The 21,353-nt window shown below is 66.4% G+C and carries 21 protein-coding genes and 1 pseudogene; 4 read left to right on the plus strand and 18 right to left on the minus strand.

What is annotated here, in order from left to right:
* Both H261_RS15460 and H261_RS15465 read right to left on the minus strand, forming a co-directional pair.
* Positions 1 to 315, minus strand: a pseudogene (locus tag H261_RS15460) (MBL fold metallo-hydrolase); the annotation flags it as partial.
* A 22-nt stretch (positions 316 to 337) separates the two neighbouring features.
* Positions 338 to 988 carry a DsbA family protein gene (locus tag H261_RS15465; RefSeq protein ID WP_008619294.1) on the minus strand — a complete coding sequence of 217 codons (651 nt, stop codon included), beginning with the start codon at positions 986 to 988 and terminating at the stop codon, positions 338 to 340.
* 100 nt (positions 989 to 1,088) lie between these two features.
* Between H261_RS15465 and H261_RS15470 the strand changes: the two genes are divergently transcribed.
* The gene (locus H261_RS15470; RefSeq protein ID WP_008619295.1) at positions 1,089 to 2,033 is read left to right on the plus strand and encodes a LysR family transcriptional regulator; all 945 of its coding nucleotides are present in this window, start codon (positions 1,089 to 1,091) and stop codon (positions 2,031 to 2,033) included.
* Here the strand turns inward: H261_RS15470 and H261_RS15475 are convergent.
* The 6 genes from H261_RS15475 to H261_RS15500 form a co-directional block, all read right to left on the minus strand.
* Positions 1,970 to 3,457 carry a bifunctional metallophosphatase/5'-nucleotidase gene (locus H261_RS15475; protein ID WP_152426904.1) on the minus strand — a complete coding sequence of 496 codons (1,488 nt, stop codon included), beginning with the start codon at positions 3,455 to 3,457 and terminating at the stop codon, positions 1,970 to 1,972. The genes H261_RS15470 and H261_RS15475 overlap by 64 nt on opposite strands.
* A gap of 17 nt (positions 3,458 to 3,474) precedes the next feature.
* Positions 3,475 to 4,050: a peroxidase-related enzyme gene (locus H261_RS15480; RefSeq protein WP_008619297.1), complete on the minus strand. Its 576-nt coding sequence runs from the start codon at positions 4,048 to 4,050 to the stop codon at positions 3,475 to 3,477.
* 15 nt (positions 4,051 to 4,065) lie between these two features.
* Positions 4,066 to 4,518: a PaaI family thioesterase gene (locus tag H261_RS15485; RefSeq protein ID WP_008619298.1), complete on the minus strand. Its 453-nt coding sequence runs from the start codon at positions 4,516 to 4,518 to the stop codon at positions 4,066 to 4,068.
* Positions 4,518 to 5,333, minus strand: coding sequence for a universal stress protein (locus tag H261_RS15490; RefSeq protein WP_008619299.1), 816 nt, complete (start codon positions 5,331 to 5,333; stop codon positions 4,518 to 4,520). Before H261_RS15490 ends, H261_RS15485 begins: the two co-directional genes overlap by 1 nt.
* Before the next feature lie 18 nt (positions 5,334 to 5,351).
* Entirely contained in the window at positions 5,352 to 6,488 is a 1,137-nt protein-coding gene (locus H261_RS15495; protein ID WP_008619300.1) for an acyl-CoA dehydrogenase family protein, read from the minus strand.
* A 103-nt stretch (positions 6,489 to 6,591) separates the two neighbouring features.
* Positions 6,592 to 7,779: an acetyl-CoA C-acetyltransferase gene (locus H261_RS15500; RefSeq protein ID WP_008619301.1), complete on the minus strand. Its 1,188-nt coding sequence runs from the start codon at positions 7,777 to 7,779 to the stop codon at positions 6,592 to 6,594.
* A gap of 47 nt (positions 7,780 to 7,826) precedes the next feature.
* Here H261_RS15500 and H261_RS15505 point away from each other — a divergent pair, with 47 nt between their 5' ends.
* A complete protein-coding gene (locus H261_RS15505; protein WP_008619302.1) occupies positions 7,827 to 8,141 on the plus strand; it encodes a nucleotidyltransferase family protein in 315 nt (104 codons plus the stop codon).
* A gap of 22 nt (positions 8,142 to 8,163) precedes the next feature.
* On the plus strand, positions 8,164 to 8,487 hold the full coding sequence (locus H261_RS15510) for a HepT-like ribonuclease domain-containing protein (protein ID WP_235062947.1): 324 nt from the start codon (positions 8,164 to 8,166) through the stop codon (positions 8,485 to 8,487).
* On the opposite strand, the gene H261_RS15515 is transcribed toward H261_RS15510, so the two are convergent.
* The 10 genes from H261_RS15515 to H261_RS15560 all read right to left on the minus strand — a co-directional run bounded on the left by H261_RS15515 (position 8,474) and on the right by H261_RS15560 (position 20,413).
* Positions 8,474 to 9,964, minus strand: coding sequence for an aldehyde dehydrogenase family protein (locus H261_RS15515; RefSeq protein ID WP_008619304.1), 1,491 nt, complete (start codon positions 9,962 to 9,964; stop codon positions 8,474 to 8,476). The genes H261_RS15510 and H261_RS15515 overlap by 14 nt on opposite strands.
* Positions 9,965 to 9,966: 2 nt before the next feature.
* The gene (locus H261_RS15520) at positions 9,967 to 11,190 is read right to left on the minus strand and encodes a phenylacetate--CoA ligase family protein (protein WP_040476659.1); all 1,224 of its coding nucleotides are present in this window, start codon (positions 11,188 to 11,190) and stop codon (positions 9,967 to 9,969) included.
* Between the two features lie 94 nt (positions 11,191 to 11,284).
* Entirely contained in the window at positions 11,285 to 12,109 is an 825-nt protein-coding gene (locus tag H261_RS15525) for an ABC transporter ATP-binding protein (protein ID WP_085988775.1), read from the minus strand.
* 92 nt (positions 12,110 to 12,201) lie between these two features.
* Complete coding sequence (locus H261_RS15530; RefSeq protein WP_008619307.1) at positions 12,202 to 13,440, minus strand: ABC transporter substrate-binding protein; 1,239 nt, start codon at positions 13,438 to 13,440, stop codon at positions 12,202 to 12,204.
* A gap of 59 nt (positions 13,441 to 13,499) precedes the next feature.
* Positions 13,500 to 14,570: a branched-chain amino acid ABC transporter permease gene (locus H261_RS15535; protein ID WP_008619308.1), complete on the minus strand. Its 1,071-nt coding sequence runs from the start codon at positions 14,568 to 14,570 to the stop codon at positions 13,500 to 13,502.
* Positions 14,571 to 14,574: 4 nt separating this feature from the next.
* Positions 14,575 to 15,468, minus strand: a complete 894-nt coding sequence (locus H261_RS15540) for a branched-chain amino acid ABC transporter permease (RefSeq protein ID WP_008619309.1) — start codon at positions 15,466 to 15,468, stop codon at positions 14,575 to 14,577.
* An 11-nt stretch (positions 15,469 to 15,479) separates the two neighbouring features.
* Positions 15,480 to 17,411 carry a long-chain fatty acid--CoA ligase gene (locus H261_RS15545; protein WP_008619310.1) on the minus strand — a complete coding sequence of 644 codons (1,932 nt, stop codon included), beginning with the start codon at positions 17,409 to 17,411 and terminating at the stop codon, positions 15,480 to 15,482.
* On the minus strand, positions 17,411 to 18,226 hold the full coding sequence (locus tag H261_RS15550; RefSeq protein WP_008619311.1) for an ABC transporter ATP-binding protein: 816 nt from the start codon (positions 18,224 to 18,226) through the stop codon (positions 17,411 to 17,413). The genes H261_RS15545 and H261_RS15550 overlap by 1 nt, the downstream gene beginning before the upstream one ends.
* A 133-nt stretch (positions 18,227 to 18,359) precedes the next feature.
* A complete protein-coding gene (gene mmsB / locus H261_RS15555) occupies positions 18,360 to 19,250 on the minus strand; it encodes a 3-hydroxyisobutyrate dehydrogenase (protein ID WP_008619312.1) in 891 nt (296 codons plus the stop codon).
* A gap of 26 nt (positions 19,251 to 19,276) precedes the next feature.
* Positions 19,277 to 20,413, minus strand: a complete 1,137-nt coding sequence (locus H261_RS15560) for an acyl-CoA dehydrogenase family protein (protein WP_008619313.1) — start codon at positions 20,411 to 20,413, stop codon at positions 19,277 to 19,279.
* Between the two features lie 220 nt (positions 20,414 to 20,633).
* Here H261_RS15560 and H261_RS15565 point away from each other — a divergent pair, with 220 nt between their 5' ends.
* Complete coding sequence (locus tag H261_RS15565; protein ID WP_008619314.1) at positions 20,634 to 21,293, plus strand: GntR family transcriptional regulator; 660 nt, start codon at positions 20,634 to 20,636, stop codon at positions 21,291 to 21,293.
* The last annotated feature ends 60 nt before the right edge of the window (positions 21,294 to 21,353 follow it).

Here is a 21,353-nt window from a genome sequence, read left to right on the forward strand (position 1 = left end):
GGCGGCGACGGATGGGCCGAGGCCGAAATAGTAATCGGGATCGCTCTGGCTGACATAGATAGCGGTGAGCTTGCGGCCCGAGGCGCGGATATCGTCGGCAATGGCCTTGCCGTCGGACAGGGTGAAGCTGCTGTCGACCAGGATGGCTTCCTTGGCCCCCATGATCAGGACAGGCGAGCGCAGGAAGCCACGCTCGTCGGCGGGATAATGCTTCCACATGAGGTCGCCGCCCTTGCCGGCCAGGGCGGCGGGCGAGGCGGCAAGGGCGGCGGTGGCCAGTATGGCGGTCTTCAGGGCATCTCTTCTGCTGAGCATGATGGAAGGCTCCGTTTCAGTGTTAATCGGGGATGGCGAGGAGGCGCGGCAGGTCCGAGATCAGGGTCGAGGTGTCGATGCGAGTGGCGTTGGCATCCTCCAGGATGAGCAGGGTGGGAACCCCCTGCGCCCCAACGCCGGCCATGAGGGCTCGGCCCCGACTGATGGCGCTTTGCGCCAGTTCGGCAATGTGGCCGGGCTGGTGATCGAGCGCCGCCGCCGCCGCCTTGAAGCCTTGGGCGGCGAGGATGCTCCGCACGCCGTCCAGGGAGGTAGTGTCCCGCCCGTCCTCATAGCGGGCCTTCTGCAGGGTCGACAGGGCCTCGAACTCCCGCTGGGGCTCGGTACGCCGCACGGCCATCAGCGCCAGGATGGCCGGGCCGGAATCGAAGGGACGGCCGATGGAACCCAGCACCTGGTCGTGATAGGCGGCGCTGAAAACCTGACCGGTCAGTCTGAAAATGCGCCGATCATTGTCCCAGGCGTAATCGGCGAAGTCGCGGGTCATGGAGCGGGCGCCGCTGCCCGTGAACAGGCCGGTGGGGACCAGTTCCATCTCCACATCGGATCGGGCGCGCAGACGGGCCAGATTGGGGGCTGCGCCATAGCACCAGCCACAGAGGGGGTCGAACAGGTAGGCGAGGTGGATGGGTTTGGCGGGTGAGGGCGACATGACAATCTCCGTTGCCATCACCATCCCACTCTGTCGCCTGCGGATAAATAGCGTATAATTTAACAAACTGTATGTTTTTGCTTAACTGTTGGAGGGTCGGATGCGGCGATCGGTCAACCTCAATCGCCTGGCCTATTTCGCCACGGTGGTCGAGGCCGGTTCCTTCACGCGGGCGGCGGAGCGGCTGGGCGTCACCAAGGCGGTGGTGAGCCAGCAGGTCTCTCGCTTGGAGGAGGAGATGGGGGTGGCGCTCCTGGTGCGCACCACCCGGCAGCTCTATCCCACCGAGGCCGGTTCCGTCTTCTACGAACGCTGCGCCGCCTTGCTGCACGAGGCAGAGGATGCGGTGCAGGCGGTGACTCAGGACATCGGCGAGCCGACGGGAACCTTGCGGTTGACGGCGCCCTTTGATTACGGTGCCGCCGTGGTCGCGCCGGCCATTGCGATTTTCAGGCAGCGCCATCCCCAGGTGGAGGTGGAGGCGATGTTGAGCGACACGCGCCTCGATATCGTCGCCGCCCGCATCGACGTGAGCATCCGGGTCGGTTGGCTTGCCGATTCCAGTAATCTGGCCCGGCGGATCGGCACCTTCCGGCAATGTCTGGTGGGGATTCCGGATTGGGTCTCAGCCCTGGCCTGCCCGGAGGATGTCGAGGCTCTGCCTTGGGTGGCCAATACCGCCCTGCCCGAACCGCGGCGCTGGAGCTTCCTGCATCAGGACGGGGGCGAGACCCGGCGGATCGAGGTCCGATCCGGCATCGCCATGGATACCACCATGGCGGTCCACGCCTGTGTCCGCGCCGGGGCGGGCCTGTCGGTGCTGCCCGATTTCCTGGTGGCCGACGATCTTGCCGCCGGGCGGTTGGTCCAGTTGTTGCCCGACTGGACCTTGCCGTCCGGCGGCATCCATGTGGTGTTTCCGCAGTCCCGGTTCCGTCCGGCCAAGGTGAGGGCTTTCGTGCGTATTCTGGAGGCGGCGGTTCAGCGCACGGCCACCACCCGTCCCTCCACCTTGGGCGCCACGCTGCCCTTGGCGGCCACGTAGTCGACCACCACGTTGACCAGCAGCGGCGCGGCCTCGGCGTTGACCAGCACCTTGCCCTGCTTCAGGGCCTGATAGCCGTCGCCGCCGCCCGCCAGATAGTCGGTGGTGGCGAGGCGGTAGAGGTGCTTGGGGTCGAGCGGCCTGCCGCCGGCCAGCGCCTTGACGATGCGGCTTCCCGCCGGCCGGGCGGGATCGTAGGTGAGGGAAAGGCCGGAGACCTGGGGGAAGCGGCCGGCCTTGGCCTCGACCGCCGACAGGGTGTATTCCAGCACGCTCCGTAATTGGGCGCCGCTGACTTCCAGCAGCATCACCGTGTTGCCGAACGGCATCTCCGACAGCAGGTCGCGGCGGGTGAGGTTGGTTCCCGCCGGGTACTGGCGGTTGCCGCGCAGGCCGCCGCCGTTGATCAGGGCCACGTCGGCGGCGAAATGGGCGCGCAGGGCGTCGGCCACCAGATTGCCCAACGCCGCCTCCTCGCCCCTGACCGTGGTGGTGCGGCTGTCCATGGCGGCGGCCAGGGTGGCGATGGGCTGGTCCAGCGCCTCGCCCAGCAGGGAATCGGTCTTGGCCACTGCCGCCGCCAGGGCGGGGGAGGGGGATTCGTTCGCCACCGGCAGGAAGCGCCAGCCCTCGGTCCTGACCGTGGTCGGGCCGGTCCGGCCCGGGTCGGGGCGGTCGACCAGCAGGTCCGCCACGCCGACCCAATGGGCGTCGTGGCCGGCCTTCAGCACCAGGGGGCCGTTCTCCAGGATGCTGACCGGGTCGTGGTCGTGGCCGCCCAGCATCAGGTCGATGCCCTTGACGGCGTTGGCCAGCTTGCGGTCGTCGTCCAAATCCAGATGGGTCAGCGCCACCACCAGCTCGGCGCCGGCGGCGCGCAATTGCCTGACGGTGGCCTCGGCTGTGGCGTGTTCGTCGGTGAAGCTGGCGCCTTCGGCGGTGGACATGCGGCTGGTCTGGCGGGTGAGCACGCCGAGGAAGCCGACCTTGACCCCGCCGACATCCACCAGCAGCGAGGGCTTCACCCCCTGGACGCCCTCGATGTTGGAGCCCACCCAGGGGAAGGCGGAGGCCTTGATCTGGGCGATGAAATTGGCGGTGCCGAAGTCGAATTCGTGGTTGCCGGGCACGGCGGCCAGCGGGGCGAGGGCGTTGAAGAATTCCACCATGTGGGCGCCCTTGGTGAGATTGGACGCCAGCGAGGGGCTGAGCAGGTCGCCGCCGAAGGTGAACACCGGATTGGGATTGCGGCCCCTTTCCCGCTCCAGCACGGTCATCAGCTCGGCCAGCCCGCCCCTGCCCTCCACCGGCCGGTATTCGTAGATGTCGTTGACGTGCAGGAAGGTCAGGCGCACCTGCTCGGCCATGGCCTGACCGGCCCCAAGCAGCATGGCCAGGACGGCAACGATCATCCGCGTCTTCATGATACCCTCGAGGAAACTCAGCGGTTCATCCCGTGGTATTCGGGATTGGGCATCATGTCCAGCCCGTGGGCCATGCGGTTGGTGTAATTGAAGAAGGCGGCGGTGTCGGTGACGTCGAAGATGTCGGCATCGGAAAAGCCCGCCGCGCGCAGCGCCGCGCGGTCGGCCTCGGCGATGTCGTGGGGCGTCTTGGTCAGCTTCCAGGCGTAATCGAGCATGGCCCGCTGGCGGGCGGAAAGCTCCGCCACCTGGTAGTTCATCACCAGCATCTCGCCCAGCTGCGGGTCGCCGGACAGCTGCCGCAGGGCCTGCCCATGGGCCACCAGACAGTAGTAGCAGCGGTTGGCCGACGAGACGACCACGGCGATCATCTCGCGCTCCAGCTTGGTGAGGCCAGAATCCTCGGACAGCATCAGCTGGTTGTAGAAGCGCGAGAAGGTGCGGAACTTGTCGGGCCGCGCCGTATAGGCCAGCAGCACGTTGGGCCGCATGCCCAGCTTCTCGTCGCACTTGGCGAAATAGGCGGCGATATCCTCGGGGTAGTCCTTGGATTCGGGCAGGTCGATGCGGACGACGTGGTCGGGCTGGGGCATCGCGGGACTCCTGTGTCAGGCCGGGTCGGCGGCATCCGCCAGGCAGATCATGGTGGCCAGCATGGTGGCCACCAGGGTTTCCCGGTCCCCCTCGACGCCGTAGACGTCGGAGCGCACCACGATCAGGGTGCGGCCGGGTTTCAGCACCTCGGCGCGGGCCACCAGCCTGTCGCCCTTGGCCGGGCTCAGCAGGTTGACCTTGAACTCGGTGGTCAGCACCGCCGAGCCGGCCGGCATCAGGGAAAAGGCGGCGTAGCCGGCGGCGGTGTCGGCCAGGGTGGTGGTGGCCCCGGCATGGACGAAGCCGTGCTGCTGGGCGAGGTCGGGGCGGGTGGGCATGTCCAGGGTGCAGCGCCCCGGCTCCAACGCCGCCATGCGCGCCCCGATGGTGGCCAGGAACGCCTGCCGGGCGAAACTGGCCTCCACCTTGGCGCGGTAGTCGGGGTCCTTGGGGGTGAAGCCCGCCATCAGTTGCTCATCAGCACCGGGACGGTCATGTGGGCCAGCACGTAGCGGGTGCCGGTGCCGCGCTTCAGGGACAGGCCGTAATGGCCGTGCGCCCCCATGACCACCAGGTCGGCGCCCAGGTCGCACAGGCGCGACAGCAGCATGTCCATCTTGCCGATATGCTCGCCGGCCAGGCGTTCGGCGTTGGCGGTGATGCCGCAGGCGGCCAGGTGGTCGATGATGTCCACCTGGGGAACCTCGCCCATGCCGGAGGAGGCTTCGTCCGAGGGGCCGCGGAGCGACAGCACGGTCACCGACTTGGCGGCGGCCATCAGCGGCTTGGCGTCGTTCAGGGCACGCACCGCTTCCTTGCCGGCGTTCCAGGCCAGGGCGATGCGCTCGCCCACGCTGGGGAAGCTGCCGGTATGGGGAACCACCAGCACCGGGCGGCCGCAATGGAGGATGACGTGCTCGACCATTTCCTCGGGCACCAGCTTGCTCTTGGGCTCGGACTGGCCCATCACCACCAGGTCGGCGTAGCGGGCGCAGAACATGGTCTCGCTGACCACGTGGCCGGGTTCGCCATGGGCCAGCTGCCACCAGCGCGACGTGATGCCGGCGGCGGCGCAGGCGGCGGTGAACTTGCCCTTGGCGGCGTCACGGGCCTGGGTCAACTGGTCGCTGGCCTTGTGGGCGACGGCGCTGGGGCGGTGGCTCTCGGTCCTGGCGAACAGGCCGGTCAGCCGGGCGCCGAAGCTCTTGGCCAGCCCGATGGCGATGTCCAGACGGGCGGCGCAGCGTTCGCTGTCGTCGATGTGGACGAGGATGTCTTTCATGGTCGAAGTTCCCCTACCTTAAGCGGTCGCCAGCGAGCGCGAGATGACCAGGCGCTGGATGTCGCTGGTTCCCTCGTAAATCTGACAGACCCGGACGTCGCGGTAAATGCGTTCCACCGGGAAATCGGCGAGATAGCCGTAGCCGCCGTGAATCTGGATGGCGTCGGAGCACACCCGTTCCGCCATCTCGGAGGCGAACAGCTTGGCCATGGACGCCTCCTTGAGACAAGGCTTGCCGGCATCGCGCAGGGCGGCGGCGTGCAGCACCATCTGCTCGGCCACCTCGACGCGGGTGGCCATGTCGGCGAGGCGGAAGGCCACCGCCTGATGCTCGAAGATGGGCTTGCCGAACTGCCGGCGCTCGTGGGCGTAGGCCAAGGCGTGATCGAAGGCGGCGCGCGCCATGCCGACGCTTTGCGCCGCGATGCCCAGCCGCCCGCCTTCCAGGTTGGCCAGCGCGATCTTCAGGCCCTCGCCCTCCGCGCCCAGGCGCCAGGCGGCGGGGACCGTCATGTCCTCGAAGGCCAGCTGGCAGGTGTCGGACAGGTGCTGGCCCAGCTTGTCCTCGACGCGCACCACATTGAAGCCGGGCGTGCCGGTGGGCACCACGAAGGCCGAGATGCCGCGTTTGCCCGCCTGCGGGTCGGTCACCGCGAAGACGATGGCCACCTGGCCGTTCCTGGCCGTGCTGATGAACTGCTTGGCGCCGTTGATGACGTAGTGGTCGCCGTCCCGGCGCGCCCTCGTCCGGATGGCGGCGGCGTCCGAGCCGGCTTCCGGCTCGGTCAGGCAGAAGCAGCCCAGCTTCTCGCCCCGCGCCATGGGACGCAGGAACTCCTCCTTCTGGGCGTCGCTGCCATAGGAGAGGATGGGCATGCAGCCCACCGAGTTGTGGACGCTCATGATGGTCGACAGCGGGCCGCAGCCGGCGGCGATCTCCATCACCGCCATGGCGTAGGAGACGTAATCGGTCCCCGCCCCGTCCCATTCCGGCGGCACCACCATGCCGAGGAAGCCCAGCGCCCCCATCTCGGCGACGGCGTCGGTGGGGAACAGGTGCTCGCGGTCCCAGCGGGCGGCGTTGGGGGCGAGTTTTTCCTGGGCGAAGGACCGCGCCGTGTCGCGGATCAACTGCTGTTCCTCGGTGGCGATCATGATTTTTGCCCCTCAATCGCCGGGCGGCGACCTCCGGTCGCCTTGGCTTTCGCGGCATAAGCCGCGCCGGCCCTTGGCCGCAACTCCTCGCTGCGCTCGTCGATCATGTCAGCTCCACCATCATGGCGGTGGCCTCGCCGCCGCCGATGCACAAGGACGCCACGCCGCGCTTCAACCCATAGGTCTTCAGCGCCGCCATCAGGGTGGCCAGGATGCGGGCGCCCGAGGCGCCGATGGGATGGCCCAGCGCGCAGGCGCCGCCATGGACGTTGACCCGCTCGTGGTCGAGCTTCAGGTCATGCATGGCGGCCATGGTGACCACGGCGAAGGCCTCGTTGATCTCCCACAGGTCGATGTCGCCGGCCTTGCAGCCCACCTTGTCCAGCAGCGCCTTGATGGCGCCCACCGGCGCGGTGGTGAACCACGCCGGGGCCTGGGCGAAGGTGGAATGGCCGAGGATGGTGGCGATGGGCTGGAGCCCGCGCTTCTGCGCCTCGGACCGGCGCATCATCACCAGGGCGGCGGCGCCGTCGGAGATGGAGGAGGAATTGGCCGCCGTCACCGTGCCGCCGTCCCGGAAGGCCGGCTTGAGGGTGGGGATCTTGTCGGGCATGGCCTTGCCCGGCTGTTCGTCGATGGCGACCTGGACGTCGCCCTTGCGGCCCTTGAGGGTGACGGGCGCGATCTCGCCGGCGAAGGAGCCCTCGGCGATGGCCTTCTTGGCGCGGGCGAGCGAGGCCAGGGCGAAGGCATCCTGCGCCTCGCGGGTGAATTTGTAGTGGTCGGCGCATTGCTCGGCGAAGGTGCCCATCAGCCGGCCCTTGTCGTAGGCGTCCTCCAGCCCGTCCAGGAACATGTGGTCCAGCACCTTGCCGTGGCCCAGGCGATAGCCGGCGCGGGCCTTGTCCAGCAGATAGGGGGCGTTGGACATGCTCTCCATGCCGCCCGCCACCATCACCCGGGCGCTGCCCGCCACCAGCAGGTCGTGGGCGAACATGGCCGCCTTCATGCCCGAGCCGCACATCTTGTTGACGGTGGTGGCCCCCGCCCCGTCGGGAATGCCGGCGCCGCGCGACGCCTGCCGCGCCGGGGCCTGGCCCTGGCCGGCCGGCAGCACGCAGCCCATGATCACCTCCTCCACCTGATCGGCGGCGAGTCCCGAGCGCTCCAGCGCCGCCTTGATGGCGACGGAGCCCAGGGCCGGCGCGGCCAGGGAGGCGAAGTCGCCCTGCATGCCGCCCATGGGGGTGCGGGCGGCGCCGACGATGACGATGGGGTCGGGTGCGGTCATGGGGCTGTCCTTTGCGGAAGACGGGGGTTTTTGGTAGGATACGCCGTATGGGACGCGCACAGACCCTTGCCGAGGTGATCGCCATCCTGAAGGAGCACGAGGGCTTCTTCCGGGGAAAGGGAATCACGCGTCTGGCGGTGTTCGGCTCGATTGCCCGAGGCGATGCCAGATCCGACAGCGACGTGGATCTGGTGATCGACGTTGATCCCGAGGCGAAATTTAGCCTTCTGACCTTGTGTGGGGTCCAGAACGGTGCCTCGGATCTGCTTGGGCGTGAAGTTGATCTGGTCATGCGCCGGTCGGTGAAGCCGGGCATCCTTCCCGCCATCGAACGGGATGAGGCCGATGTCTTCCGTGCCTGAGCGAAGCCGGCATCTCCGCCGGGTGGATGATATCATCGGCGCTTTGAACCGCATCGAGGACTTCATCGGCCGAACCAGCAAACCGGCGTTTCTCGCCGACGAGATACTGATCAGCGCGGTGACGTACCAGTTGTTCATTGTCGGCGAGGCGGCAAGGCACCTTGCCCCAGGGCTCGAAGAGCGGCATCCCTCCATTCCTTGGCGGGAAATGAGAGGAATGCGCAACATCATCGCCCATGAATACGGTGCCGTGGATTCGGGGGCCGTGTGGGACGTCACCACCAACGATCTCGCTCCTCTCCGTCTCGCCATGATGGCCGAACGCGATTTCCTCACTTCATGTTGAAGATGATGGTCTTCTTGTGGGTGAAGTGCTCCAGCATGGATTCCAGCGAGGCTTCCTTGCCTATCCCCGAGGTCTTGACGCCGCCGTAGGATAGTGTCGGCTGGACCACCAGGTTCTGGTTGACCTGGACGAAGCCGGCCTCCAGCCGCCGCGTGGCGTCCATGGCGACCTTGATGTCGCGCGTCCAGATGGAGGCGGCCAGGCCGTATTCGCTGTCGTTGGCCTGGGCGATGACCTCCTCGTAATCGCTCCACTTGATGACGGCGCAGACCGGACCGAAGATCTCTTCCTGGCACAATCGGTCCGAGTTCTTCATGCCGGTGAAGATCACCGGCTGGACGAAACGGCCCTTCTTAAGCTTGGGATCGGCGGGCATGGCGGAACAGACGTGCTTGGTGGCGCCCTTGGTCTCCTCGCCCAGCTTGATGTAGCTCCGGACCCGGTCCAGCTGGCCGTCCGAGACGATGGTGCCGATGTCGGTCTTCTCGTCCAGGGGATCGCCCATCACCATGGCGTCGACCTTGGCCTTCACCTTCGCCACGAATTCGTCGTGGATGCTCTCGTGCACGAACAGGCGCGAGCTGGCGGTGCAGCTCTGGCCCTGGCGGGTAAAGCGCATGCCGGCCAGGGCGCCGGCCACCGCCTGGTCCATGTCGGCGTCGGCGCAGACGATCATCGGGCTCTTGCCGCCCAGTTCCAGCGTCACGGGGATCAGCTTCTCGGCGGCCGCCTTGTAGACGATGCGGCCGGTTTCCACCGAGCCGGTGAAGCTCACCTTCTTCACGTCGGGATGTTCGACCAGCGGCGCGCCGCATTCGGGGCCGAAGCCCGACAGCATGTTGAACAGGCCGGGCGGCAACACGGTGTTCATGATCTCAGCGACGCGCAGCACGGTCAGCGGCGCCTCCTCCGCCGACTTGACCACCACGGAATTGCCGGCCACCAAAGCGGCGGCAGCCTTCATGGCCATCAGCAGCAGCGGCACGTTCCACGGAATGATGCAGGCCACCACGCCCACCGGTTCGCGCACCGTGACGGTCAGCATGTCGGGGTTGAAGGGGATGGTCTCGCCCTTCAACTCGCTGCCCAGGCCGCCGAAGAACACGAACATGTCGGCCAGTACCCCGGCCTCGACCCGGCTTTCGGTGCGCAGCGCCTTGCCGGTCTCCAGCGCCACCAGACGGCCCAGCTCCTCCACATGGTTGGCCAGCACCCGGCCGCATTCGGCCACCAGCTTGCCGCGCGCCCTGGCCGATTGCCTGGCCCACTCCTTCTGGGCAGCCTTGGCCGACGCCACGGCGGCGTCGACGTCTTCCCTGGTGCCGAAGGCGGCGGTGGCGATCTCCTCGCAGGTGGCGGGATTGTCCACAGCAAAGGTCTTGCCAAGGGCGGCGGGCATGAACGCGCCGCCGATCAGATGCTTGCCCGAAAGGGCCTTGGCCAGCTTGAAGGGATCGAGTTCAGGCGTCAGGGTCATGATCAGGCTCGCTTGTCTTGAATGACGATGCCGTCGTTGGGCAGGCCGCCGGGGGCGTGGAAGACCACTTCGGTCTTCAGCTTGCATAGCGATTGGAAGGAGTCCTTCAGCGCCGCTTCCAGGCCGGTGGCCGTGCTCTCGACGTTGAGGATCAGGCGGTCGTTCTCGCCGTCCTTCTCTACGACCAGCCGGGCGCGGATCACCTCGGGATGGCGCTTGGCCACCTCGGCGATCTGGCGGGGATGGACGAACATGCCCTTGATCTTGGTGGTCTGGTCGGCGCGGCCCATCCAGCCCTTGAGGCGCATGTTGGTGCGCCCGCAGGGGCTGGCACCGGGCAGGACGGCGGACAGGTCGCCGGTGGCGAAACGGATCAGCGGGTAATCCTGGTTGAAGCTGGTGACCACCACCTCGCCGACCTCGCCGTCGGGCACCGGATCGCCGGTGCCGGGCCGCACGATCTCGACCATGACGCCTTCGTCCACCACCAATCCCTCGCGCGCCCGGGTCTCATAGGCGATCAGGCCGAGATCGGCGCTGGCGTAGCATTGGGTGACGTCGACGCCCAGATCCTTCAGGGATTGGCGCAAGGGGGGCAGCAGCGCCTCGCCCGAGACGCAGGCCTTGGTCAGGGAGGAATGTGGGAGCCCCATCTCCTCGGCCCGCTCCAGGATGATCTTGAGGAACGAGGGAGTGCCGCCGTAGCCGGCGGGCCTCAGGTCGGCGATGGCCTTGGCTTGGCTGTCGGTGTTGCCCACGCCGGCCGGGAACACCGGACAGCCCAGGGCGTGCGCCCCGGTCTCGAACATCACGCCGCCCGGCGTGAAGTGGTACGAGAAGCAATTGTGCATCAAATCGCCGCGGCGGAAGCCGGCGGCATACAGGGCGCGGGCGATGCGCCACCAGTCGTTGTCCCAGCCCTCGGGGTCGTAGATGGGACCGGGCGAGGCGAAGACGCGGCGCAACTCGCCCTTGGGCGTGCTGATCAGCGAGGCGAAGGGCGGGTCGGCCTGCTGGGCGTCGATCAGTTCGGACTTGCGGGTGACGGGCAGGCGGGCCAGGGCGGCGCGGCCGGTGACGGCCTCCGGGTCGATATGGGCCAGCAGCCGGGCCAGGGCGGGCGCATCGGCCTTGGCCAGGGCGATCTGGGCGGGCAGGGCCTCGAAATGGGCGGCCTCGCGCTCGTCGGCCGAGCGGGTTTCCAGGGAATCGTAGTACTCGGTCATATTGGCATCCATACTGAAAACCGCGTCATCGCCGGGCTTGACCCGGCGATCCAAGGATGCCCGGATCAAGTCCGGGCATGACGGTGGGAGGGCGTCACAGCCAACGCTTCCTGCGCTTGTAGGACTTGAGGTTCTTGAACGATTTGCGTTCCTTGTCGCCGCCCAGGTAGAACTCCTTGACGTCCTCGTTGTTGACCAGGTCGTCCCTGGTTCCGTCCAGCACGATCTTGCCCGATTCCATGATGTAGCCGAACTGGGCGATCTTCAGCGCCATGCGGGCGTTCTGCTCGACCAGCAGCATGGTGATGCCGGTCTCGGCGCACAGGGTCTCGATGATGCCGAACACCTCCTTGACCAGCAGTGGCGACAGGCCCATGGAGGGCTCGTCCAGCAGGATCATCTTGGGACGGGCCATCATGGCGCGGCCGATGGCCAGCATCTGCTGCTCGCCGCCCGATAGGTAGCCGGCCAGGCCGGTGCGTTCCTTCAGGCGGGGGAAGTAGTGGAAGACCTTTTCGATGTCGTCCTTGATGGCGGCGCCGCCGTCCTTGCGGGTGAAGGCGCCGAGCCGCAGGTTCTCGATGACGGTCATATCCTCGATGATGCGGCGGCCCTCCATCACCTGGAAGATGCCGCGCCGGACGATCTCTTCCGGGGCGCGGTTGGCGATTTCCTCGCCCATGAAGGTGATGTTGCCGCGCGTCACCTCGCCGTCCTCGGTGCCCAGCAGGCCCGAGATGGCTTTCAGCGTGGTGGATTTGCCGGCGCCGTTGGGGCCCAGCAGGGTGACGATCTTGCCCTTGGGCACGTCCAGGCTGACGCCGCGCAGCACTAAGATGACGTCGTCGTAGACCACCTCGATGTTGTTCACCGAGAGCAGGATTTCCTCGGGGGCAAGCTTCAATGCCGGTTCAGCCATGGTCGCGTCCTATTGGAAATGGGCGGGCGGGACGCCCGCGCTCCTCAAAACGAGCGTGTCTCGGAGCGCGGACGTCCCGCCCGCAATCCCTGTTACCAGCCCAGCCATTCCTTGCGGCGCGGAATCTCGGCGGTGTAGACCTGCTTCATGCCGATGGTTCCGCCCTTGGTGGCGGCCTGGTAGACCTTGACCGTGGTGGTGCCGCGATGGTCCTCGTTGGTCCAGGTGGACGGCAGGCAGACGCCTTCCAGTCCGGCGGGGACCCAGTCCTTCTTGCCCGATTCCATGGCCTTCTTGATGTTGGGGCCGGTGATGCCGCCGGCCTTGGCGGCCATCTCCATGGCTTCCTTCATGTAGAACACCGAGCAGACGGCGCGGATGTAGTGCACCGGGCGGGCCTCGGCGCCGCCGGCGTCGGAGACCTTGGAGATTTCCTTGACCAGCTTCATGCCCGGCACGTCGTCGTTCCAGGTGGCGGCGCCCACCACCCAGACCAGCTTGTCGGCGGCCTCGCCCGAGGCCTTGAGCGAGCTTTCGTCGGTGCCCCAGATGTTGGCCAGGAACTGGGTGGTGACGCCCACCGTCTCGCACGACTTCAACAGCGAGATGGTCGAGCCCGAGGTGTTGCCGAGATAGGCGTAATGGGCGGCGGATTCCTTCAAGGACAGGCACTGGGCCTTGAAGTCGCCGGGCTTCAGCGAGTACTGGATCTCGTTGCCGATCTCGAAGCCCAGTTCCTTGGCATAGGCGCCGCAGGCCATCTTGGGGGCGTTGGGATAGGGGTGGTTGTCGCCCATGTGGACGAACTTGGGCTTGCCGGCCATGCCCTTCTTCTTCCAGTCCTCGGCCGCCCACTGGACCAGGCCGCGGCAGGCGTCGGAATAGCTGGGGCCGTAGAAGAAGTTGTAGGGCGCGCCCTTGACCGAGGTCTTGCCCTGCGGGTCGGTCAGGTGGCCGGAATAGGACGCCGAGAAGTACGGAATCTCGTCCTTGGCCACGGAGCTGATCAGCGCTTCGGTGTCGCCGGTACCCCAGCCCTGGATGGCGGTGGCCTTGTCCGAGCCGGTCAGCTTCTTGTAGGCCGCCATGGCGCGCGGCACCTCGTAGGCGTAGTCGACGGTCTCGAAGATGATCTTCTTGCCGGCGACGCCGCCCTTGGCGTTGATGTAGTTCATGGCGTCGGCGATGCCCTGGCCGTAGGGCTTGCCCACCGCCGAGGTGGCGCCGGTATAGTCGGCGATATGGCCGACCAGGATGCCGTCGGCGGCCAGGGCGGCCCCGGCGGACAGCAGGGCGGCGGCGGCGGTTCCGGCGAACAGGATATGCTTCATCGTGAATTTCCTCCCATGATTTCGGTGAATCAAGTTCAGCTTCTTGTTGTTGGTCTTGGTCAGTACGAGAACGGATACAGCTTCCAATAGGACTTGATCAGGCGCCAGCGGTGAACCAGGCCGTCGGGTTCGAAGATCAGGAACAGCACGATGGCCAGGCCGATGGCGGCCTCCTTGATGTAGGCCAGGGCGCTGGTCAGGGCCGGGATGTCGCCGGTGAAGTGCTTGATGGTGCTGACGGCGGCCTCGGTGCCTTCGGGCAGCAGCACCATGAAGGCGGTGCCCATCAGGGTGCCCATCACCGAGCCCATGCCGCCGATGATGATCATGCCGAGGAACTGGATGGATAAGAGGATGGTGAAGCCCTCGGCCGAGACGTAGCCGAGATAGTGGCCGTACAGCGCGCCGCCCACCCCGGCGTAGAAGGACGAGATGCCGAACGACAGGATGCGGTATTTGGTGAGGTTGATGCCCATCACCTCGGCCGACAGGTAATGGTCGCGCACCGCCACGAAGGCCCTGCCGTCGCGGGTGCGCAGCAGGTTGGTGCCCAGCAGGTACATCACCACCACGAAGAACAGCACCACGTAGAAGAACGACTTGTCGCCCGACAGCTCCATGCCGAACAGGCTGATGGGATTGGCCATGGCGCCGCTCGACCCGCCGGTGAACCAGTTGGCCCGCGCGAAGAAGTCCTCCAGGATGAACTGCGAGGCGAAGGTGGCGATGGCGAGATAAAGGCCCTTGAGCCGCCCCGCCGGAATGCCGAACAAGAGGCCAAGCAGGGTGGTCATCACCCCGGCCAGGGGAATGGCCAGCAGCACCGGCACGCCGAAGCTGTTGTTCAGCCAGGCCGAGGCGAAGGCGCCGAAGCCGAAGAAGGCGGCGTGGCCGAGGCTGATCTGGCCGGTGCAGCCCACCAGGATGTTCAGCCCCAAGGCGGCGATGCCGTAGAAGCCGATCTGGATCATCAGGGCCAGCAGGTAATTGCTCAGCACCAGGGGCGAGGCGGCGGCCAGAAGGATGCCGGCGAAGCACCAGTACCGCGACGCGGGCGTCAGGAAGATGGTGGTATCGGCCGCGTAGGTGGTCTTGAACTGGCCGCAGGGAATGAGGCTGGACGAGATCATGACCTTACACCCTCTCGATGGTCTTGGTGCCGAACAGGCCGTAGGGCTTGATCATCAGGATGATGACCAGCACGTAGAACGGTGCCACGGTGTAGAGGTTGCCCACATGCAGGTACTGGCCGTCGGCGTATTCCGCCAGGTTCTCCAGCACGCCGATGATCAGGCCGCCGACCACCGCGCCGATGATGGAATCGAGGCCTCCGACAATCACCGCCGGGAACACCTTGATGCCGAAGAACGACAGGGCCGACGAGACGCCGTTAACCATGCCCACCACCACGCCGGCCAGGGCCGAGACCATGGCCGAGATGGCCCAGGCGGTGGCGAATACCGCCTTGACCGAGATGCCGAGGCTTTGCGCCACCTGCTGGTTGAAGGCGGTGGCCCGCATGGCGAGGCCCATGCGCGAGTATTTGAAGAACCAGGCGAAGGCTCCCATGATCACCACCGAGACCACCAGGCTCATCAGGTAGGCGGGCTGGACGGAGAGGCCCAGGATGTCCACCGACTTGACCGGGAAGATCTCGGGGAAGGGCTGGGCCCACACGCCGAAGATGGACTTCATCACCGCCTGGAAGAAGATCGAGAGGCCGATGGTCACCATGATCACCGAAATCACCGGCTCGCCGATCAGCGGGCGCAGCACGATCATCTGCAGCGCGATGCCGAACACCATCATGAACAGGAAGGTCATGGGGAAGGCGACGTAGAACGGCAGGGCCATGCTGGTGACCAGCCACCAGCAGGTCCAGGCGCCGATCAGCAGGAACTCGCCCTGGGCGAAGTTCACCACCTGGGTGGATTTGTAGATCAGGACGAAGCACATGGCGACCACGCCATAGAGCGTGCCGACGATCAGCCCGTTGACCAGGAGTTGGAGAAACAGCGAGGAACCCATGATGCGTTCTCCTATTCCGCGGCCAGCTGTTGGGCGGGGGGCGGCAGCAATGTCACGACCTTCAGCTCGGTCTTGACCCTGGTGGTGGTGCCGTCCTGGAAGGTGATCACCGCGTCCACGGGAACCATGGGGCGGTCGGCGTACATGGAATCGATGATGTCGCCGTATTTCTCGTTGATGACGCCGCGGCGCACCTTGCGGGTGCGGGTCAACTCGCCGTCATCGGCATCGAGTTCCTTGTAGAGCAGCAGGAATTTGCGGATGCGCTGGGGCTCGGGCAGGGTGGCGTTGACCTTCTCCACCTCGGCCTGCAGCAGGTCGTAGACCGTGGCTTGCGCCGACAGGTTGGTGTAGTTGGTGAACGAGATGCCCTTGGCCTCCGCCCATTTGGCGACGATGGAAAAGCGGATGCAGATCAGCGCCGAGAGATAGGGCTTGGTGTCGCCCAGGATCACCGCCTCGGCGATGAAGGGCGAGAACTTCAGCTTGTTCTCGATGAACTGGGGCGAGAAGCGCACGCCGTGGGACGTAGTGGCCAGGTCCTTGATGCGGTCGATCACCACCAGATGGCCGTTGGCCGGCTTGATGTAGCCGGCGTCGCCGGTCTTCAGCCAGTTGCCGTCGACGATGTCGGCGGTCGAGGCTTCGGGATTGCGGAAATAGCCGGTGAACATGCCGTCGGTGGTGGCCACGATCTCGCCCACCCCGTTGGCGTCGGGATTGTCGATGCGCAAGTTCGCGTCGTCGAAGGGGATGCCCACCGAATCGAAGTCGATGTCGCCCTCCCGGTGCACGGTATAGGCGCCGGCCAGTTCGGTCTGGCCGTAGATCTGCCGCAGCGGCACCCCCATGGCCAGGAAGAAGCGGAAAGTGTCGGGACCCAGCGCCGCGCCGCCGGTGGCCGCCGATTTCAGGAACGAGAAGCCGATACGGTCCTTCAGGGCGTCGAACAGAATCCAGTCGGCCAGCCTGGAGCGCTTGCCCCGGTCCAGGGCCGCCATGCCCAGCTTCATGCCCAGATTGAACATCCATTGCTTGAAGCGGGTGGAATCCATCATGCGGGCGCGGACGTCGGCGGCGATGCCTTCCCACATGCGGGGCGCCAGCAGCACGAAATTGGGGCCGATTTCCCGCATGTCGGCCATCATCGTCTCGGGCTCTTCCACGAAATTGACGATGTTGCGGCAGATCAGCGGCTGGGCCACGGCGTAGATCTGCTCCATGATCCACGGCAGCGGCAGCACCGAGACGTAATCATCGCCGGCCGCCTTGGGATCGGCGCGCAGATAGGCGGTGGAGTGGCGCAGGAACGGTCCGGCCTGCAGCATGGCCAGCTTGGGGTTCGACGTGGTGCCCGAGGTGGTGCACAGGATGGCCACGTCGTCGCCCTTGCCCTTGGCCACTTCCTCGTCGAAGCGTGACGGGTTGGCGGCGGCGATCTTCTGGGCGGCGGCCTTCAGGTCCTCGGCCGAGATCAGGCGCGGGTCCTTGTGCTTGCGCATGCCGCGCGGGTCGAAATAGACGATGTGGCGGATGGTGGGGACCTGCTCGGAAATCTCCAGGAGCTTGTCCACCTGCTCCTCGTCCTCGGCCAGCACCACGGCCGCCCCGGTATAGGTCAGCAGGTAGGCCACCTCGGCATTCATGGAATCGTGGTAGATGCCTAAGCTCATGGCGCCCACCGCATGGGCCGCCACCTCGCCCCACAGGCTTTCCGGGCGGTTCTTGCCCAGGATGGCCACCACGTCGCCGCGTTGGACGTCCAGCGACAGCATGCCCAGGGCCAGATCCTTCACCCGGTTCAGGTAGTCGGACCAGGTGAAGGCGTTCCAGATGCCGAATTCCTTTTCCCGCATGGCGATGTCGCCGGGCCAGCGCTGGGCGTTATGCACCAGGGCCTTGGGAAAGGTGTCGTGAATGGTGGTGTCGAGAAGCTCGCTCATCAGGCCACCTGCTCCCCGGTCTGGGCGGGCTCGTCGTCGTCGACGCCGAGATAGGCCACCTTGACCCGTTCGTTGCTCATGATCTCGTCGGGCAGCCCTTCGGCGATCTTGCGGCCGAATTCCAGCACCATGACGCGGTGGCTGATGTCCATGACCACCCCCATGTCGTGTTCGATCATGATCACCGTCATGCCCCATTCCTCGTTGAGGTCGACGATGTAGCGGGCCATGTCCTCCTTTTCCTCGAGGTTCATGCCGGCCATGGGCTCGTCGAGCAGGATGACCTTGGGCTCCACCGCCATGGCGCGGGCCAGCTCGACCCGCTTCCGCAGGCCGTAGGGCAGGGTGCCGGCCACCGCCTTCCTGATATGGGCGATCTCCAGGAAGTCGATGATGTCCTCGACCTTGCGGCGGTGGGCCAGTTCTTCCTTGCGCGCCCCGGTGCCCCAATACAGCGCCCCGGAAACCGCGTTATTGGAGAGCAGGTGGTGGCGGCCGACCATGATGTTGTCGAGCACGCTCATATGCCCGAACAGCGCCAGATTCTGAAAGGTGCGGCCCAGCCCCAGCGTGGCGCGCACGTTGGGGCTCAGTCCCGTCACGTCGCGGCCGTCCATGTACACCCGCCCGGCGGTCGGCTTGTAGCGCCCCGACACGCAGTTGAGCATGGAGGTCTTGCCGGCGCCGTTGGGGCCGATGATGGAGAACAGTTCACCCTTGTTGACCTGGAAACTGACCTCGGTCAGCGCCCGTACGCCGCCGAAGGCCAGCGACACGTCGCGCACTTCCAGAACCGGTGTATCCGATACGGACATCGTCTATCGCTCCCGAACCGGAGCGGCGCCTTTTTTGGTGCCTGCCCCGAACCACCCTGACGGCCCATCTTGGCGTGAGCCTTATTCACTTTGAAAACGAGCATACGTTTTTTTAATTGCCGTGCAAGCGTGTTCAGGCCTTGCCGCGCAGCATGTGGATGATTCCCGAGAAATCCAGGCCGCCCTGGCCCGCGCCGGCCATCATGGCGTAGAGCTGGGCGGCCTCGGCCCCCAGCGGAATGGTCGCGCCGGCCACTTGCGCGGCCTCGACCGCCAGCTTCAAATCCTTCAGCATCATGGCCGCCGCGAAACCCGCCTTGTACTCGCGGTTGGCGGGCGAGGCGGGGACCGGGCCGGGCACCGGACAGTACGAGGTCATGGACCAGCACTGGCCCGACGACTTCGACGCGATGTCGAACAGTTTCTGGGCGTCGAGGCCCAGCTTCTCGGCCAGGGCGAAGGCCTCGCAGGTGCCGATCATGGAAATGCCCAGCAGCATGTTGTTGCAGATCTTGGCCGCCTGGCCGTTGCCGGGGCCGCCGGCGTGCACGATGGTCTTGCCCATGGCGGCAAGGATCGGCTCGGCGCGGGCGAAGGCGGCGTCGGCACCGCCCACCATGAAGGTCAGGGTGCCGGCCTCGGCGCCGCCGACGCCGCCGGAGACCGGGGCGTCGATCAGGGCGTGACCGGCCGTGGCCGCCGCATCGGACAGCAGCCGGGCTGTGGCCACGTCGATGGTCGAGGAATCGATGAACAGGGTGCCCTTGGGCGCGGCGGCGAACAGGCCGTCTTCACCCAGCATCACCGATGTCACATGGGCGCCGGCCGGCAGCATGGAGACAACCACCTCGGCGCCTCTGGCGGCATCGACGGCCGTGTTGCAGGCGGTGGCGCCAGCCTCGGCGGCGGCCTTCAAGGCGGCCTCGGACAGGTCGAAGGCGGCCACCGCGTGTCCGGCCTTGATCAGGTTGCGCATCATCGGCGCCCCCATGTTGCCCAGACCGATGAACCCGATGCTCGCCATGTGTGCTCTCCCTGTCTTGACGTGTCTTAGCTGGTCAGCGCCCGGCCGATGATCACCCGCATGATCTCGTTGCTGCCTTCCAGGATCTGGTGGACCCGCAGATCGCGGAAATAGCGTTCGATGGGATATTCCTTGATGTAGCCGTAGCCGCCGTGCAGTTGCAGCGCCGCGTCGGTGACGGCGAAGCCCACGTCGGTGGCCAGGCGCTTGGCCATGGCGCAATGGAGCGTGGCCTCGGGCAATTTGGCGTCCAGGGAATGGGCGGCGCGATGGATCATCAGCCGCGCCGCCTCCAGTTCGGTGGCCATGTCGGCCAGCTTGAACTGGGTGGCCTGGAAGGCGCTGATGGCCTGGCCGAACTGCTGGCGCTGGCCGGTGTAGTCGATGGCGTGCTCCAGGCAGGCCCGCGCGCCGCCAAGGGAACAGGCGCCGATATTGATGCGGCCGCCGTCCAGGCCCTTCATGGCGATCTTGAAGCCGTCGCCCTCGGCGCCGATGCGGTTGGCTATCGGCACGCGGCAATCCTCGAAGATCACGCTGGCGGTGGGCTGGGTCTTCCAGCCCAGCTTCTTCTCCTGCTTGCCGAAGGACAGGCCCTTGGCGCCGGGCTCCACCACCAGGCACGAGATGCCCTTGGGGCCGGGGCCATTGGTGCGCACCATCACCACATAGACGTCGGATCGCCCGCCGCCCGAGATGAAGGCCTTGGTGCCGTTCAGGACGTAATGGTCGCCGTCGCGCTCGGCTTTGGTGCGCAAGGAGGCGGCATCGGACCCGGCGTTGGGCTCGGTCAGGCAGTAGGAGGCGAACCTGCGCATGGCGCACAGATCGGGCAGGAAGCGCCTGCGCTGCTCGTCATTACCGAAGCTGTCGATCATCCACGCCGCCATGTTGTGGATGGAGATGTAGGCGGCGGTGGACGGGCAGGCGGCGGCCAGTTCCTCGAAGATCAGGGCGGCGTCCAGGCGGGTGAGCGCCGAGCCGCCCACGTCCTCGCCCACATAGATGCCGGCGAAGCCCAGTCCGGCGGCCTTGCGCAGGGTGTCCTCGGGGAAGACGGAATCCTCGTCCCAGCGTGCGGCGTGCGGCGCCATCTCGCCCTGGGCGAAATCGCGGGCCGCCTGACGAAAAGCCTCCTGGTCCGGGGTCAATCCGAAATCCATGCGCTTCGTATCCCTGAGCCGGGATCTATCGCCCCGGTTGTTGTTCGCAAGGGTACCGGTGAACGGTCCCGATGGGTATGGAATTATCACATGGGATGCGCCGGGTCCATCTCTTGTATACGTGATGCGAAGTTTTGTGTCCGAGATGCGGATTGAGCTTAGACAGCGCCCGGCGGAGATGTATACTCCGTTGCGCCACGATCAGGGGTTTGGAGGCCCGATGAGCGACCAGAAGAAGCCGGCGACCCGGGCCGAGGAGATCCGCCAGGTGATCGAGAAGGAGATCTTCCAAGGTGTTCTGCGTCCCGGCACCCGCCTGGACGAGGAAAGCCTGGCGGCTCGCTTCGGCCTGTCGCGCACCCCGGTGCGCGAGGCCATCCTGCAACTGGTCTATTCCGGCCTGGTGGTCAAAAAGCCGCGCCAGGGGGCCGTGGTGGCGCCCCTGGACCTCCATCGCATGGTGCAGATGTTCGAGGTGATGAGCGATGTGGAGGGCCTGTGCGCCCGCTATGCCGCGCGGCGCATGTCCCCCGACGAGAAAGCCCGGCTTTCCGCCATGGTGGCGGAGGCCGAGGCCCTGTGCGAGGCCCGCGACCTGGATGGCTATTACGCCGTCAACCGCGCCTTCCACGACGCCGTCTACGACGGCAGCCACAACGAGGTGCTGAAGGAGATGGCGCGTTCGCTGTTCGCCCGTCTCGCGCCCTATCGCCGCTACCAGCTCAACCATCCCGGCCGCGTCGACGGCTCGCTGGCCGAGCATGCCGAAGTGGTGGCCGCCATCGTCGCCGCCGATCCCGAGCGCGCCCAGGCGGTGATGCGCAAGCACGTCACCATCCAGGCCGACATCTTCGCCGAGTTCGTGTCCATCATGGCGTAGGCTTGTATCCACTGAATGCTATTCTTGGATACAAAGCTATGGCGCCCGGCATGCCCATAT

It is taken from the genome of Paramagnetospirillum caucaseum, assembly GCF_000342045.1.
In the GTDB taxonomy this organism is placed as follows: Bacteria; Pseudomonadota; Alphaproteobacteria; order Rhodospirillales; family Magnetospirillaceae; genus Phaeospirillum; species Phaeospirillum caucaseum.

Excerpts from the sequence above, each read along its gene's own strand:
- H261_RS15465 (WP_008619294.1), bottom strand. The coding sequence starts at position 988 with ATGTCGCCCTCACCCGCCAAACCCATCCACCTCGCCTACCTGTTCGAC.
- H261_RS15470 (WP_008619295.1), top strand. The coding sequence starts at position 1,089 with ATGCGGCGATCGGTCAACCTCAATCGCCTGGCCTATTTCGCCACGGTG.
- H261_RS15475 (WP_152426904.1), bottom strand. The coding sequence starts at position 3,457 with ATGAAGACGCGGATGATCGTTGCCGTCCTGGCCATGCTGCTTGGGGCC.
- H261_RS15480 (WP_008619297.1), bottom strand. The coding sequence starts at position 4,050 with ATGCCCCAGCCCGACCACGTCGTCCGCATCGACCTGCCCGAATCCAAG.
- H261_RS15485 (WP_008619298.1), bottom strand. The coding sequence starts at position 4,518 with ATGGCGGGCTTCACCCCCAAGGACCCCGACTACCGCGCCAAGGTGGAG.
- H261_RS15490 (WP_008619299.1), bottom strand. The coding sequence starts at position 5,333 with ATGAAAGACATCCTCGTCCACATCGACGACAGCGAACGCTGCGCCGCC.
- H261_RS15495 (WP_008619300.1), bottom strand. The coding sequence starts at position 6,488 with ATGATCGCCACCGAGGAACAGCAGTTGATCCGCGACACGGCGCGGTCC.
- H261_RS15500 (WP_008619301.1), bottom strand. The coding sequence starts at position 7,779 with ATGACCGCACCCGACCCCATCGTCATCGTCGGCGCCGCCCGCACCCCC.
- H261_RS15505 (WP_008619302.1), top strand. The coding sequence starts at position 7,827 with ATGGGACGCGCACAGACCCTTGCCGAGGTGATCGCCATCCTGAAGGAG.
- H261_RS15515 (WP_008619304.1), bottom strand. The coding sequence starts at position 9,964 with ATGACCCTGACGCCTGAACTCGATCCCTTCAAGCTGGCCAAGGCCCTT.
- H261_RS15520 (WP_040476659.1), bottom strand. The coding sequence starts at position 11,190 with ATGACCGAGTACTACGATTCCCTGGAAACCCGCTCGGCCGACGAGCGC.
- H261_RS15525 (WP_085988775.1), bottom strand. The coding sequence starts at position 12,109 with ATGGCTGAACCGGCATTGAAGCTTGCCCCCGAGGAAATCCTGCTCTCG.
- H261_RS15530 (WP_008619307.1), bottom strand. The coding sequence starts at position 13,440 with ATGAAGCATATCCTGTTCGCCGGAACCGCCGCCGCCGCCCTGCTGTCC.
- H261_RS15535 (WP_008619308.1), bottom strand. The coding sequence starts at position 14,570 with ATGATCTCGTCCAGCCTCATTCCCTGCGGCCAGTTCAAGACCACCTAC.
- H261_RS15540 (WP_008619309.1), bottom strand. The coding sequence starts at position 15,468 with ATGGGTTCCTCGCTGTTTCTCCAACTCCTGGTCAACGGGCTGATCGTC.
- H261_RS15545 (WP_008619310.1), bottom strand. The coding sequence starts at position 17,411 with ATGAGCGAGCTTCTCGACACCACCATTCACGACACCTTTCCCAAGGCC.
- H261_RS15550 (WP_008619311.1), bottom strand. The coding sequence starts at position 18,226 with ATGTCCGTATCGGATACACCGGTTCTGGAAGTGCGCGACGTGTCGCTG.
- mmsB (WP_008619312.1), bottom strand. The coding sequence starts at position 19,250 with ATGGCGAGCATCGGGTTCATCGGTCTGGGCAACATGGGGGCGCCGATG.
- H261_RS15560 (WP_008619313.1), bottom strand. The coding sequence starts at position 20,413 with ATGGATTTCGGATTGACCCCGGACCAGGAGGCTTTTCGTCAGGCGGCC.
- H261_RS15565 (WP_008619314.1), top strand. The coding sequence starts at position 20,634 with ATGAGCGACCAGAAGAAGCCGGCGACCCGGGCCGAGGAGATCCGCCAG.